The sequence below is a fragment of the Algibacter ulvanivorans genome (assembly GCF_048381495.1).
Taxonomy (GTDB): Bacteria; Bacteroidota; Bacteroidia; order Flavobacteriales; family Flavobacteriaceae; genus Algibacter_B; species Algibacter_B ulvanivorans.
The window spans coordinates 806,101-820,113 of sequence record NZ_JBLWGD010000001.1; the positions used below are offsets into that span (position 1 = coordinate 806,101).

14 protein-coding genes are annotated in these 14,013 nt (G+C 32.2%); 8 read left to right on the top strand and 6 right to left on the bottom strand.

Features of this window, described 5'->3' with window-relative positions; genetic code table 11:
- The first annotated feature begins 10 nt into the window (after window positions 1–10).
- Window positions 11–1,348, top strand: coding sequence for a RagB/SusD family nutrient uptake outer membrane protein (locus ACNG5D_RS03755; protein ID WP_418182150.1), 1,338 nt, complete (start codon window positions 11–13; stop codon window positions 1,346–1,348).
- Window positions 1,349–1,443: 95 nt separating this feature from the next.
- On the opposite strand, the gene ACNG5D_RS03760 is transcribed toward ACNG5D_RS03755, so the two are convergent.
- The 6 genes from ACNG5D_RS03760 to ACNG5D_RS03785 form a co-directional block, all read right to left on the bottom strand.
- Window positions 1,444–2,280 (bottom strand): GIN domain-containing protein, encoded by an 837-nt coding sequence (locus ACNG5D_RS03760; protein WP_418182151.1) that lies wholly within the window; start codon window positions 2,278–2,280, stop codon window positions 1,444–1,446.
- Window positions 2,281–2,429: 149 nt separating this feature from the next.
- Complete coding sequence (locus tag ACNG5D_RS03765; protein ID WP_418182152.1) at window positions 2,430–3,158, bottom strand: head GIN domain-containing protein; 729 nt, start codon at window positions 3,156–3,158, stop codon at window positions 2,430–2,432.
- Between the two features lie 102 nt (window positions 3,159–3,260).
- Complete coding sequence (locus ACNG5D_RS03770) at window positions 3,261–5,051, bottom strand: PspC domain-containing protein (RefSeq protein ID WP_418182153.1); 1,791 nt, start codon at window positions 5,049–5,051, stop codon at window positions 3,261–3,263.
- A complete protein-coding gene (locus ACNG5D_RS03775; protein ID WP_418182154.1) occupies window positions 5,048–5,389 on the bottom strand; it encodes a PadR family transcriptional regulator in 342 nt (113 codons plus the stop codon). The genes ACNG5D_RS03770 and ACNG5D_RS03775 overlap by 4 nt, the downstream gene beginning before the upstream one ends.
- Before the next feature lie 58 nt (window positions 5,390–5,447).
- Window positions 5,448–5,579: a hypothetical protein gene (locus tag ACNG5D_RS03780; RefSeq protein ID WP_418182155.1), complete on the bottom strand. Its 132-nt coding sequence runs from the start codon at window positions 5,577–5,579 to the stop codon at window positions 5,448–5,450.
- A 22-nt stretch (window positions 5,580–5,601) separates the two neighbouring features.
- Window positions 5,602–6,048: a DUF4870 domain-containing protein gene (locus ACNG5D_RS03785; RefSeq protein WP_418182156.1), complete on the bottom strand. Its 447-nt coding sequence runs from the start codon at window positions 6,046–6,048 to the stop codon at window positions 5,602–5,604.
- A gap of 159 nt (window positions 6,049–6,207) precedes the next feature.
- Between ACNG5D_RS03785 and ACNG5D_RS03790 the strand changes: the two genes are divergently transcribed.
- From ACNG5D_RS03790 to ACNG5D_RS03820, 7 genes are all read left to right on the top strand, one after another.
- The gene (locus ACNG5D_RS03790; protein ID WP_418182157.1) at window positions 6,208–6,663 is read left to right on the top strand and encodes a DUF4442 domain-containing protein; all 456 of its coding nucleotides are present in this window, start codon (window positions 6,208–6,210) and stop codon (window positions 6,661–6,663) included.
- Window positions 6,664–6,854: 191 nt separating this feature from the next.
- Window positions 6,855–7,655, top strand: a complete 801-nt coding sequence (locus ACNG5D_RS03795) for a TIGR00266 family protein (RefSeq protein ID WP_418182158.1) — start codon at window positions 6,855–6,857, stop codon at window positions 7,653–7,655.
- Between the two features lie 99 nt (window positions 7,656–7,754).
- Complete coding sequence (locus tag ACNG5D_RS03800) at window positions 7,755–9,344, top strand: helix-turn-helix transcriptional regulator (RefSeq protein WP_418182159.1); 1,590 nt, start codon at window positions 7,755–7,757, stop codon at window positions 9,342–9,344.
- Window positions 9,345–9,470: 126 nt separating this feature from the next.
- Window positions 9,471–12,197 (top strand): T9SS type A sorting domain-containing protein, encoded by a 2,727-nt coding sequence (locus tag ACNG5D_RS03805; protein ID WP_418182160.1) that lies wholly within the window; start codon window positions 9,471–9,473, stop codon window positions 12,195–12,197.
- Window positions 12,198–12,381: 184 nt separating this feature from the next.
- Window positions 12,382–12,579, top strand: coding sequence for a hypothetical protein (locus ACNG5D_RS03810; protein ID WP_418182161.1), 198 nt, complete (start codon window positions 12,382–12,384; stop codon window positions 12,577–12,579).
- 106 nt (window positions 12,580–12,685) lie between these two features.
- On the top strand, window positions 12,686–13,063 hold the full coding sequence (locus ACNG5D_RS03815) for a hypothetical protein (protein WP_418182162.1): 378 nt from the start codon (window positions 12,686–12,688) through the stop codon (window positions 13,061–13,063).
- A gap of 105 nt (window positions 13,064–13,168) precedes the next feature.
- Window positions 13,169–13,966 (top strand): MbnP family protein, encoded by a 798-nt coding sequence (locus tag ACNG5D_RS03820; RefSeq protein WP_418182163.1) that lies wholly within the window; start codon window positions 13,169–13,171, stop codon window positions 13,964–13,966.
- Window positions 13,967–14,013: the final 47 nt, after the last annotated feature.

Here is a 14,013-nt window from a genome sequence, read left to right on the forward strand (position 1 = left end):
ATAAAAAAAAATGAGAAAAATATATATATTATTGAGTTCGCTGTTTTTTATAACAGCATGTTCAACAGATTTAGATCAAGCACCGCCTAATTTTGCTAGTGCCGATTCATTAACCGATTTTGAAGGTGTGTTAAATGCAGCTTATTATTACCAATTAAGTAGTGTTACGCCACTAGCTGTTATGGCAGATTTTAGAGCAGATAACGCACTTATGGATGAAGCTCCATATACAGAATTTGATTTGTACACTAATAACTTAACCACTATGGAAGACCAATTTTTTGGTCCTCTTTATACCGCAATGTATAAATCAATTTTAAGTGCAAATAACGTTATTGAAAATTCTGATGATGATACCGAAGTAGCTGAAGCTAAATTCTTAAGAGCGTTATCTTATTTTAAATTAGTAAAGTCTTTTGGCGATGTTACTGTAAATTTATCTGCTTCGCCAAGTTTAACAGATACATCTATATTAGTTAGACAGCCAGCAGCCGATGTTTATAACAATGTTATTATTCCGGATTTAAATGATGCTATGGCAGTTTTAGGTACAGAAATAGTAGACGGAAGAGCATCAAAATACGCAGCTCAAAGTTTATTAGGTAAAGTGTACATGCAAATGGGCAATACTGCAGCTGCAGAGCCGCATTTAGCAGCTGTTGTTAACGGAGCTGCCGGCGCAGGTATTGCTTTGAAGGACAATTATGATGAAATTTTTGGAGCTGCTAATGAAGCTGGTAATTCTGAAATTATTTTTGCAACACAAATATCAAGTTCAATTGTTGATGAGTATACATTTGGTTCTGATTTTTGGAACTGGTTTGTTGGTGACGATTCTAAAGCAGATTTACCAGTAGACCCAGATTTAGTTGCTGCTTTTGATGCTAGCGATGCTAGTGGAGGAGGAACAGATTTAAGAAGAGCAGTAACCTTAAGCGCCGATGGTTTAACAGCAATTAAATTCCCTAAAGAAGGTGGTTTAGGCGGTGAACATGATTGGATTGAAATAAGGTTGGCAGATATTATTTTATTATATGCAGAAGCGTTAAATGAAAATAGTGCTCCAGCAACAACCGTTTTACCTTTATTAGATGATATTAGAACAAGAGCAGGTTTAAATAGCTTAACTGGTACAGCTACAACCCAAGCTGAAGTTAGACAGGCTATTGCAGACGAGAGAAGACTAGAATTAGCCTTTGAAGGACACAGATGGTTCGATTTGGTTAGAACTAATACGGTTGATGCAGAAATGGGAGTAACGGTAAATAGTAATTATCATGTGTTTCCTATTCCAATTTCTGAGGTTTTAGCAACTAAAGGTGTAATTACCCAAAATACAGGTTATTAATATTAGATAGTTAGTTATAGTTTGATTGAAAAAGCCTTACTAAATTTAATTTAGTAAGGCTTTTTAGTATATAATAATTAGGTTAATAAAGCTATTTATTTAACCTTCTTTTGTAGTTTGGCAGTATCAGAAAATGTATTGATAACAATTTTTGGATTTTGATATAAATAGATAGAACTCGAGCCAGAGGCATCAATGGTAATGTTTTCTAAAACCTCTAAATGTGCATCGCTACTTATATTGCAAACTACATTACAGGTGTTTATAGTGAAGTTTTTTCCGTTAAACTCGGTATTATTATCAAGCTCTATTTTTGCTGCTTTGCTAGATCCTTCAATATTAGCATCGGCACGCTGGTATAGTGTAGCAGCAAGCTGAGATGAGTTTATAAGAGCCTCGAGTTTGCTATATCCACTCATGGTTAGAGAGCAGTTTTCGGTTGTTAAATTTAATTTTACTTTAGATTTATCATCAGTATCAACATTAAAATTATTAGATTTAATGGTTAATCCAGCTTTAGATGATCCTCTTGTTTTTAAAGAACCATCATTAAGTTCTATGGTTGAAAGCGATAATATTTCTGCATCATCAGTAGTTACAATGTGTTTTAAAGCATCGTTATAAGTTACTTTTATTTTTAGTTTCTTTTTTGATGTAATTTTTATGGTTTTATTAAATGTAAGTACACTATCAATAACTTGAAACTCTAAAAATTCATGTAGATTCTCGTCGGTTTCAATTTGTACGTAAGGGTTTTTATCGTAAATAACTTCAATTTCAAAATCTTCATCAAGTGCAATGGTATGGAAGGTTTCAATATTGGTTTGTTGTATAGTAACATTTCTGTTGCCTTTAATTTTTTCGGTGTTTTGGGCATTACATACCGAAAACGAAAAAGTGCTAATAAAAAGCAGAGTGAGGAATTTATTCATTATGTAAACAGATTAATTGTTATGCTTTTAATACTTATTAGACTACTAAAAGTAAAAAAAGTCACTAACAAATATAAAACAAAAACCACTCCAAACTTTTATTATAAAAGCTTGGAGTGGTTAAAAAATAGTTGGTTGTTGTTTAAGGTTTATTTTTGCTTAATGCTTCCAGAGGCGCTATCGCTTTTATCAACTTTTTCGGGGTTGCCATAATATTTAATATCGCCGCCACTTGTAGCTTTAGCGGTTAGTGTTTTTGATGTGTTTACAGTAATATCTGCACCGCTAGTTGCTTTAACATCGCTAAATTTTGCCATTAAATCTGCGGCTTTAATATCGCTTCCGCTTGTGGCTTCGGCAACTAATTTATTGGTTTTTCCAGAAATTGTTAAGTCGCTACCACTAGTAGATTTACAATTTAATATTGTGGTATTTACATCAAGTTTCATATCGCTTCCGCTGGTAGATTTTAAATCTAGTTGTTCGGCTTCAATAGTGTTTGTAGAGTAAACATCGCTTCCGCTAGTAGATATTATACTAGAAATAGTTTTAAAGCTAACGTGTACTTTTTTCGATGTGGCTTTACCAATGTTTTCTTTAGTATGAATTCTTAAAACACCATCTTCAATTTCGGTTAAAATAAGGTCGTGTAAATTTTCATCGGCTTCAATACTAATGCTTGTGTTGTTGCTTTGTGTTAGGTAAACATCTAAACCTTCGGTAGCTTTAATACTTGAAAATGTTTCGGTAAGTGTTCGGTTTTCTGTAATTACGTTTCCGTTTCCTCTAGCGCCTGAGTTAATATTCATGTCGAAGTTACACGAAAAAAGCGTTAAGCTTAATACGGTTGCGATAATAAATTTAATTAATGTGGCCATGATTTTTGTTTTTTGATGATTATTTTGTTGCTCAAATATCTAAACTTTGGTTGTGTTCGATTAATTTAAATACCCGAGTTGTTATATTTTATAACTGAATTGTTAATTTTCGGCTTCTATAATTTCTACGCCGTCAGAGTTAATGTTTACTTTTATTTCGTGCGATTCTGCTTCAACACCATTTTCATTTATTTTTAAGCTACCATCTTCAGCATTTATTTCTACTCCATCGTCATTAATTTTTAGTTTAGAGGTATCAATATTTACATCAAAATCTTCGTCTGGGCAATCTAAGCATTCAGAATCTTCATTTAATATTTTAATAAAATGGTTGGTATAATCTCTAGAAACAATATTTCCATCGTAAGTTCTGTAGTGTAAATGGTTTTTAGTTGTATTGTTAAAATATGCTACAGAGTTTTCGGGTAAATAAAGTACAACATCAATTTGTTGGTCGCTAAATTTATTATTAGGGTGGGTTGTTAAATAAGAATCTAGTATTAATGTATTGTTTTTAATATCAAAATTGTAATTTATATTTTTAGCACGTTCAATAGCTTTTTCGTAATCTCTGCCGTCGGCTCTTTTTCTTATAGCTATTTTAGCTACAGAATCGGTTGTAGATTTTACAATTATATCTACATCAGATGAGTATAACACCTTGTCGCCATTATCATTATAAGCTAACTTAAATCTGTCGTGGCGGTAGCGGTCTGCGTTAAAGTTATCGTTACCCGCCATTTTAATATTTAAAGTATCATTAGCAGTAATGTGTAATTCTGTTTTTTCGGTATAGATTTCTTCAAAAGCATGTTCGCTAGCTTGTCTTATACCAATTACAACTAGAGCTATCATAGAGAATAGCCATAAGCCAAGTAAAGAGAATTTAGCAATATTGCCAATAGACTTTAAATTGTTAATTAAAATTTTTAATCCTAAATAAAACAAGAAAAAGAAAGGAATGCCAATAGCAAAAAATGAAAATAATGAGACTAACCAGATAGGGGTTTCACCAGTATTAGCAATCTCAACAAAGTCTAACCCAGGGATATGAATTATATCTGCAACACCTAATGAAAACAGACCAATAATTAGTCCTATTAAAGCAGAGGCACCAACAATAATAAGTAAAACCCCAATAAACTTGGCAAATATTTTAAAGAAAAACATAAAAATATCGCCAATAGTATCAAAAAAAGTTCTTGACGAAGATTTTATAGAGTTACTCGTTTTTTTTACATCTACACTTTTTGCGGCATTCGATACCGAGTCCGATACATTTTTAGCGACATCGCTTACTGTTTCTGTAACAGATTCGAATCCATCTTTAATTTTTTTTTCAATGTTACTAATATTAACAGGCTCGCCTGTCATCATTATTTTTTCGGCAGTAGTTTTAGCTTCAGGTACTAATACCCAAAGTAAAATATAAAGTAAAAATCCAGTTCCTGCACCAAAAATTAATAAAATCCATGCTAAACGAATCCAAATAGCATCAATACCAAAGTAGTGTGCCAATCCAGACGATACCCCGCCAATGTAAGAGTTATCTGTATCTCTAAATAATTTTCTAGATTTTGATGATTTAGCTTTGTAAGTAGGCTGAGGTTCGTCCTCAAAAATCTCGTCATCAACAAGATAATCTTCCGGTTGTCCCATAATAGAGATAACTTCATCTACTTCTTTAATACGTATAACTTGTTTGTCGTGTTGCACGCGCTCGGTAAAAAGTTCGGCAATACGAGCTTCAATATCTGCTATAATTTCAGATTGACCCTGAGAGTCTGTAAACGAACGTTTTATAGCCTCCAGATAGCGTTGCAATTTTAAGTATGCATCTTCATCAATATGAAAAAATATACCTGCTAAATTTATGTTGACTGTTTTATTCATTTTTTTGTTGTTTTTTGGCTTGTTACTATTGTTACTGCATTATGTAATTCACTCCAAGTAGTGTTTAATTCTTTTAAAAATAATTTACCGGTTTCGGTTAAACCGTAGTATTTTCTTGGCGGTCCGGAGGTAGATTCTTCCCATCTGTAATTTAAAAGACCAGCGTTTTTAAGTCGTGTTAATAACGGATAAATAGTACCTTCAACTACCAGCAATTTGGCGCCTTTTAAGGTGTCTAGAATTTCTGCTACATAAGCATCTTCGTCTTTCAAGACCGATAATATGCAGAATTCTAATACGCCTTTACGCATTTGTGCTTTAGTGTTTTCTATCTTCATATTCTTAAGCGTTTAAATGTTGTGAAACTGTTCATTTTTTGATTGATTTGATTGATGATTATTTTGATGAAATGTTATCTTCTTTTATGGCGTTACCACAAGGGTCGGGCTTTACGTTACAAGTCCTCGCACCTCCTACGTCGGGCTGTGGGCTATCCACTACAATCCCTAACGCGTGTAAACCAGCCAACTTTATACATATTTAATATTGTTTATTTTAAAAAATTAATAGTAAACGGGTACCTATAATCTTGCCCATCTCTAGCCTTTAAACTAGCATTAACTATTAAGGCTAACTCTATAATAAAACCAATAACGGCAAGCACCCCTAAAGCACCACCTATATATAGCAATGGCGAAGGTTTACCTATATTAATATGGAAACTCTCAAAACCATTAAAATCTATAAAGTCAATACCATTAAAAATTTTAAAAATAAAAAACGGAATAGTTATCGTACCTAAAATTATAGCATACAAAAACACACTTATCTGGAAATTAATAATTTGTTTACCGTGGTTGTCAACAAATTCACTTTTATCTTTATTAGCAAGCCATAATACAATAGGCCCAATAAAGTTTCCAAACGGAATAAAGAATCTGCTAAACGTAGATAAGTGAATAAATGTGGCAATGTTTTTTTGATGATTACTTAACATGATTTTTTTTTGATTGATTAAAGCATATAATAGTTTCTTATGCAAATATATGTCTAAAAACAGGTACTTTGTTACGCATAGTACTAAAAATTAACAAAAAATTAACATTTACAAATGTGTAATAATTTTATAACTTAGTGAAAAATTAAAATATATAAAATGACGTTAACACCAAGAAAACTAAATACTTATACAATGTTTAAGCTGCCATCGGCATATTTTTGTGGTATAAGAACAAAACATATTGATAATGAGAAGTGTATAGTAGGTGTTAAACATAAATGGATAAACCAAAACCCATTTAAATCTATGTTTTGGGCCGTGCAAGGTATGGCTGCAGAGTTTTCTACTGGTGCCTTAATGATTAGTAAAATTCAAGCCTCAGGTAAGCGAGTTTCTATGCTAGTAACATCAAACAATGCCACATTTACAAAAAAAGCGACAGGGAAAATAAAATTTACATGTAACGATGGTAAAGCCATAGATGAGGTTTTAAAAAAAGCTATCGAAACCGGAGAAGGCCAAACGCTATGGATGCAATCTATAGGTGTAAACGAGCAAGGCGTTGTAGTATCTACGTTTAACTTCGAGTGGAGTGTTAAAGTAAAAAGTTAGTTTACAGTCTTAGTATCTAATAATTTATGTTATACTTTCGGTCTTGATACCTTTACACGATAATTTTTTTAAACAGTCTAACTATTTGGAATTAGTTTTTTTCGAATTTGGAGTTTTTTAAATATATGTAACAAAATCTATAATAAAACAACATATAGGCAAGCAATCCATTTAACCTAAACCTTTTAAACATGACAGCACACGAGATAGATTATAGAATATACGGCGAAGAAATGCAATACGTTGAAATAGAATTAGACCCGCAAGAAGGCGTTGTAGCCGAGGCAGGCAGTTTTATGATGATGGACGATGGCATTAAAATGGAAACCATTTTTGGAGACGGATCCCAAAAAGACACTGGGTTTTTAGGTAAAATTCTTGGCGCAGGAAAACGTATTCTTACCGGCGAAAGTTTATTTATGACCGCTTTTTATAACGATCTTGTAGGTAAACGTAATGTATCATTCGCATCGCCCTATCCAGGTAAAATTATACCAATAGATTTAACACAGTTTGGTGGTAAATTCATTTGTCAAAAAGATGCTTTCTTATGTGCAGCAAAAGGCGTAAGTGTAGGTGTCGAATTTTCAAAAAAACTTGGAAGAGGCTTATTTGGTGGCGAAGGTTTTATTATGCAAAAACTAGAAGGCGATGGTATGGCGTTTGTGCATGCTGGCGGAACCATGGCAAAAAAAGAATTAGCAGCTGGAGAAACGCTTAGAGTAGATACAGGTTGTATTGTTGGTTTCGACCAATCTGTAAATTACGATATCGAATTTGTAGGAGGTATTAAAAATACTGTATTTGGTGGCGAAGGCTTATTTTTTGCAAAGCTCCAAGGACCAGGAACAGTATTTGTACAATCGCTTCCGTTTAGCAGATTAGCAGGACGTGTTTTAGCTAGCGCACCTAGAGGAGGCGGAAAAGATAAAGGCGAAGGTAGTATTCTTGGAGGATTAGGAGATTTACTAGATGGCGATAATAGGTTTTAACAGTAATAAAATTATATAAATAAAAAAGGTTGTGTTTTTTAACGCAGCCTTTTTTATTTTAGCTGTAAATTGACGTTAATTGTCAAAAATATTTTTCAGTTGAAAATAAAATGGCTCCCTTTTTTAGTACTTTTTATTAGTGTTATTAACGCTTCTGTAATAGCGCAAAATAAAGCAATAGAATCTTATGCAAAGTATATCGACTCTGCCAATAATCATATAGATAACCGGCCTAAATTAGCCAGTACATTTTTAGATTCAATTCCAAAACCTATAAACCAAAACATTACAGGTAAAATAGCAGATTATTACTATTTAAAAGCTGTAATTAGTAATCAACTCAATCAACAAGCAGAAGTTTATCATTATAATATTTTGGCACTTAAACATGCCGAAAAAGAAGAAAAGTATGATATAGCTGGTTCTGCTTCTTTAGAGTTGTTTTACAACCTGTATTTAGTTCGTAAAGATTCGGTGGCTTTCGATTACTTAAAAAAAGCCCAAAAGTTTTATAACCTAGAAAATGATCAAAACGGACTAACGGAAGTTATGCAAATGGGAGCTTTTGTCGAGTTCTACAATAATAATTACAAAAAAAGTAATGCCTTAATTGAATCAAAACTAGATCACTATAAATCTATAAAAAGTGATCAGTATTATTATATGTACGCGTTATATATGCTAATTACTAATTACATTCATTTAAATGATGAGTTAAACTACAGCGCTTACTTCAATAAATTTAAAAACTTAGAACATGATACTACTATATCGCCATATCTTTATAAAAAGCATAAGGTTACTTTGTATAATAGTATGGCAGAGCGATATCTAAACAATAAATTGCTGGTTTCGGGACAGTTATATCTTAATAAAGCTGGTACTATGCGAGCATATATGAACGATTCTGATATAGAAGATTTTTATAAAAACCATATTACTTACTTCAATATTTCTAATAATTTAAAGATGAAAAGTAATTATATCGATTCATTAAAAATTTTTCAACAAAACTTGATTCATGAAACTGTTGATGCCAGTTTTAATATTAATGAATCCTTAATTGAAACGGTTCAAAGTTTAGAAGAAGAAACAGATAAGAAATATGCTAACAGGAATTGGATCATAATTTTGGTTGTGTTGTTACTTGGTTTTGTAGCTTTTGTTTTGGCGCGATATAAACACATCAAAAACCTTTTAAACGATTTTTCTAAGCGAAAAGAAGAATATTCATTTCTTCAAAATAATCATGAAAGATTAAAAGTGAAACTTAAAGGAATGGAAGGTTATCTTTCAGATGTAAAAAAAGAAATAAAAAATATTTCAAGAATTAACGATAAAAATAATCAGCACTACCGTGTTAAGGAATTGTATAAAAATCTACATCATAATTCTGCAACATTACTGTCAAAAAGTGAAAATCATTTAGAGCTAATCTGCGACCTTAATGTCGAGTTTTTTAATGAGCTATCCAATAAGCATCCTAATTTAAATGCATCAGAAGTTATTACTTGTTACTACCTGTTTATGGGTTTTAAAAGTAAAGAAATAGCGGTTTTTTTAAATACTTCAACTCGAGCAATAGAAAGTAAAAGATATCGTATTTCAAACAAGTTAGATGTCAAATCGCTAGGTTTAAATCTAACAGATTATTTAACTAATTCCTTTCAGTTAGAGGTTGATAGTTAAAATAACGTTTTAAAAAAGCTTGTAACCCCTTGTGTTTATTATTACGTGTGGTAAGTGCGTAGTTTAATGTAGTTATTGTATTCCTAATCTTATTCATATTTGTGGAAACATTAATTTACTATAAATATGAAAAATTTCTATGTTCTTGGGTTAGCTTTATTTTTCTCAATTTCAGCGTTCGGGCAGGACGATAAGAGTTGGACAAAAATGGGAACAAGTAAAAAAGAAACGTTTTACGACGTAAAAACAAAGTTTAATAAATATTGGAAAAATAAAACGCCACAAAAAGGACAAGGCTATAAAATTTTTAAACGTTGGGAAAATCAAATAGAAGATAAAATTTACCCTTCAGGAGATATGTCTTTACCTGCTAATACATATCCTAATTTCATATCGTGGCAAAAAAAATATAATGATAATTTAGCTAAAAATGCAAATAGCCAAAAGAACGCCTTAATAGCAACTTCAAGTTGGGTTTCTTTAAACCAAAATGCTATTGCTTCAGGGTACGATTCTGGTTCAGGAAGAATAAACTTTGTAACCTTCGATCCTATTAATCCTTCAACAACAATGTATGTTGGCGCACCAGATGGTGGCTTATGGAAAACAACCAATGGCGGAACGTCTTGGACAACTAACACAGATTATTTGCCAATTATAGGTTGTTCAGGTTTAGTTATAGACCCTAACAATACACAAGCAATGTATTTAGCAACAGGAGATAGAGAGAGCGACCGAACAAGTATTGGTGTAATGAAATCTACAGATGGTGGTGCAAACTGGAATACAACAGGATTGGTTTGGACAGTTGGTACTAGTGGTGTTGCAGATAATTATAGAATTTCAAAAATTGTGATGGATCCAAATAATGCACAGGTTATGATGGTCTCTACCGATGGTGGCGTATTTAGAACTACCGATGGTTGGGCAAGCAGTACTTTAACAACACCTTTTGTAGAAGCGTTTAGCGATATTGAATTTAAACCAGGGAATTCTAATGTTGTTTATACTGCTAGTACAGATGGTTCTGCTGGTTATATTTATAAGTCTACTGATAATGGGGTAACTTGGGCTACAGCTACTGGAATTCCAACGTCAGATGTTCAAAGGATTGAATTAGCAGTTACTGCACATGATAATACTTATGTTTATGCTATTGTTGGGAATAATGATGGAGGTCTTAAAGGCGTTTATAAATCTACAGATAGTGGAGATACGTTTTCATTAGTTTATGAAACTACGGCAAGTACTCCTAATATTTTGCACTCTGATGCGAATCCACCTGCTTCCCCTACCGAAGGTTGGAACGGTGGTCAAGCATTTCATGATTTAGCTATTGTGGTTTCTCCTGTTGATAAAAATAAAATAACTATTGGTGGTATTAACCAATGGCAATCTACAAATGGCGGTACAAGTTGGACACGTATAACATCGTGGTTAGGTTTTAATCCAGACTATCCTGATAGTAATAGAGATCCAGAGCCATATATTCATGCAGATATTATATATATTGAATATATGCCAGGTGGAAACAATACAACCTTTTTTACGACTTGTGATGGTGGTATATCTAAAACTACAGATGATGGTGCTACTTGGACGGATATTACAGCAAATATAGCAGTGGGGCAACAAACTAGTATCTCAACATCTGCAACAAATCAAGATATTTTCTTTGCTGGATTGCAAGATATTGGTTCTTTAAAATATAATAATGGAAGTTGGACAGTATTAAGCGGAGGTGATGGAGAAGACGGATTTTTTGATAGAGTTGATGCTAACAGCGAATTTATAGTGTCATCTACCACAAATGGACAGTTTTTTTATACTACAGATGGTGGTGTTACTTCTAATGATATTCCGTGGGATTCTCATCCATACCATATGTTTCCTGATGGTTCGGAAACAGAATGGTTTAGTCCTATTCATCAAGATCCAAGTAATGCCGACCTTGTTTATTTAGGAGGAAGACCATTTTTATATAAATCATCAGATTTGTTTTCGGCAGCTTCAAGTGGTACTGCTTCTTTTGAAAAAACAGGAACTACAGCGCCAAGTCCTGGGGCAAAAAATATTTTAAGATTTGAAATTGCGCCTAGTAATAATTCAATTATCTATGTAATTAAAGAAAATATAATTTCTAAATCTACAAACGCTGGATCAACTTGGAGCGATATTTCATCAGGATTGCCAGTTAGCCTAGCTAAATTGAAGAATTTAGCAATTTCTAATACAGATGAAAATAAAGTATGGGTAGTGTTTTCTGGATATGCAGATGGTGAAAAAGTTTATAAAACTACAGATGGTGGTGCCAATTGGATAAATATGTCTAACGGGTTGCCAAATATTCCAATGAATACGGTGGTTTATAGAAATGATAGCGTGAACGATGAGATTTATGTTGGTGCAGATTTAGGAGTATATGCTATCGATAATCAGATAGCTTCTGCTGTTCCTTTTTTAACTGATTTGCCAAAATGTGCAGTTCAAGATTTGGAAATATTTTACACATCTTCAACTACAGGAAAACTTAGAGCAGCTACTTACGGAAGAGGTAGTTGGGAAACAGATTTAAGTAACTCTACACTTACAGCACATCATGTTTCTTTTACAGACACAAATGCGCCAATTTTATATCCAAACCCAGTATCAAATGGTATTTTAAATGTTAAACTATCAAATACTGATAGCGCAGAGTATTATGTGTACAATTTGATAGGAGAACAGGTGCTTAAAGGGGAGGTTAATACATCTAATGCTGTGATATCACTACAAGATAAATCTGCTGGAGCTTACATATTAAGAATGATTAGTAAAGATAAAATATATACCCAAAAAATTATAGTAAAGTAGTTAATGACTAGTATTGTATAGTGCATCTAAAAGCCTAAAATTAAAATTTTAGGCTTTTTGTTTTGTGTTAATTTTATGTAAAATTGTTTTTGTTGATTAATTTTTCACTAATTTAGACAGGAATTAAGCAAAAGCCTATTAAACAAATCTACTATTATCAAAACCCTTAAACCTTAACACAATCATGGCAAGAGCAATGCTAGAGTATACTAAAACTGTACTTAATAAAGTTAGTTTTGACGCTACGTTGTTTTGCAAAGAAGTACAAAAGGCACTACAAAGATTATTGCCTTACGAGATTGAAGAGCTTAAAATTTATATTCATTCTCTTGTACAGCAAAACCCGGAGCTAAACCAATGTTTAATCTATTTAAAACAATAACAAGAAGCGACTTAAAGGTCGCTTTTTTATTTTAACATAATTTGGTACACGTATTTAAAAAAAGCATTTAAAAGTTATTTATCTTTGCATTCTATATTTTTAAAAATTGAAAAAGCTATCCATTTTTATACTATTACTTGCCTTTACTATAAAGCCAATATATAATTTGTGTTTTTTAGCTTACTACCAATTAAACATAGAATATATAACCGAAGTATATTGCGTAAATAAAGAAAAAATTGAATTAGCCTGTAATGGTAAATGTCATTTAGCAAAGCAATTACAACTTGAAACTAAATCTCAAGAAAAGGATAATGCATTTAAAATAACTTCAGAAGTTTTCTCATTAGTTTTTTTCGAAAATCTTTCAAATTTTACGATTAATACGAATCTACCATTATTGGATAAAAGAGTTAAACACCTATATAATCAAAGTTATAGTTATAGTTTTAATTATAAGTGTTTTAGACCTCCAATGTGTTAAAATTTTTTCCAGATAAAGCTATTCAGCTTTAAAATTTAAAATATTTTACAACAATTTAAGCATACGCATAAATAAGCGACTTGTGCTTAAAACTTATACAAACAAATGAAATTCTTAAAATTTACATTTGCGCTTTTGTTATGCGCAATAATAGTGTCATGTAGTTCAGACGACGATAATACAAATAATTTAACAGGACAAACAGGTAACCTAGTTTTAAAATTCGATAACGGAGTAGAAGATCAAGACTTTATTTTTGGTACATCTTACAGTAAATCAAACAACGAGTCTTTTAAACTTGAAACCTTAAAATATATAATAAGTAATATTCGTTTAAAAGATACAGACGGTAATATATATATGTATCCCTCAGAAAAAAATGCCTTTATAGTTAATGAAGCAAAAGGAAATACGGCAGGCGAAATAAAGGTGACTTTAAGCGGTATAGATGCCGCAAATTATACCGAAATTACTTTTGGAATAGGTATAGACCAAGAGCGTTTTGCTTTAGGAGCAGAAGGACAAGGCAATTTTTTAACCGAAGCCGAAACAGAAGGTATGTTGTGGAGTTGGGCAACAGGTTATAAATTTATAAGGCTAGATGGTACATACTCTACAAGTACATTAACAGACGAAGGGTTAAACCTTCATATGGGAAGTGTAGGAACCTCTTTAGATAATTATAAAGAAACCACTTTAAGTTTACCAAATAATGTATTGGTAAGAGAAGATAAAACACCAGAGGTGCATATTAAAGCAGATATTATGAAGGTATTTAATGGTGTAACTTCTGTTAACTTTGTAGATGGTTACGATCAAGTTCATGTTGATGAGGTTGAAACTCCAATTATTGCAGCAAATGTAGCGTCTATGTTTTCTGTACACCACGTACATAACGAATAAATTTAATAAAGTCCATTGACAAGGAAAGCTTTTCAATGGACTTATTT

What these genes read in the sequence shown, in the direction of transcription:
- ACNG5D_RS03785 (WP_418182156.1), bottom strand. Translation starts at nt 6,048, where the DNA reads ATGTTAAGTAATCATCAAAAAAACATTGCCACATTTATTCACTTATCT.
- ACNG5D_RS03765 (WP_418182152.1), bottom strand. Translation starts at nt 3,158, where the DNA reads ATGGCCACATTAATTAAATTTATTATCGCAACCGTATTAAGCTTAACG.
- ACNG5D_RS03770 (WP_418182153.1), bottom strand. Translation starts at nt 5,051, where the DNA reads ATGAATAAAACAGTCAACATAAATTTAGCAGGTATATTTTTTCATATT.
- ACNG5D_RS03810 (WP_418182161.1), top strand. Translation starts at nt 12,382, where the DNA reads ATGGCAAGAGCAATGCTAGAGTATACTAAAACTGTACTTAATAAAGTT.
- ACNG5D_RS03760 (WP_418182151.1), bottom strand. Translation starts at nt 2,280, where the DNA reads ATGAATAAATTCCTCACTCTGCTTTTTATTAGCACTTTTTCGTTTTCG.
- ACNG5D_RS03805 (WP_418182160.1), top strand. Translation starts at nt 9,471, where the DNA reads ATGAAAAATTTCTATGTTCTTGGGTTAGCTTTATTTTTCTCAATTTCA.
- ACNG5D_RS03795 (WP_418182158.1), top strand. Translation starts at nt 6,855, where the DNA reads ATGACAGCACACGAGATAGATTATAGAATATACGGCGAAGAAATGCAA.
- ACNG5D_RS03755 (WP_418182150.1), top strand. Translation starts at nt 11, where the DNA reads ATGAGAAAAATATATATATTATTGAGTTCGCTGTTTTTTATAACAGCA.
- ACNG5D_RS03775 (WP_418182154.1), bottom strand. Translation starts at nt 5,389, where the DNA reads ATGAAGATAGAAAACACTAAAGCACAAATGCGTAAAGGCGTATTAGAA.
- ACNG5D_RS03790 (WP_418182157.1), top strand. Translation starts at nt 6,208, where the DNA reads ATGACGTTAACACCAAGAAAACTAAATACTTATACAATGTTTAAGCTG.
- ACNG5D_RS03820 (WP_418182163.1), top strand. Translation starts at nt 13,169, where the DNA reads ATGAAATTCTTAAAATTTACATTTGCGCTTTTGTTATGCGCAATAATA.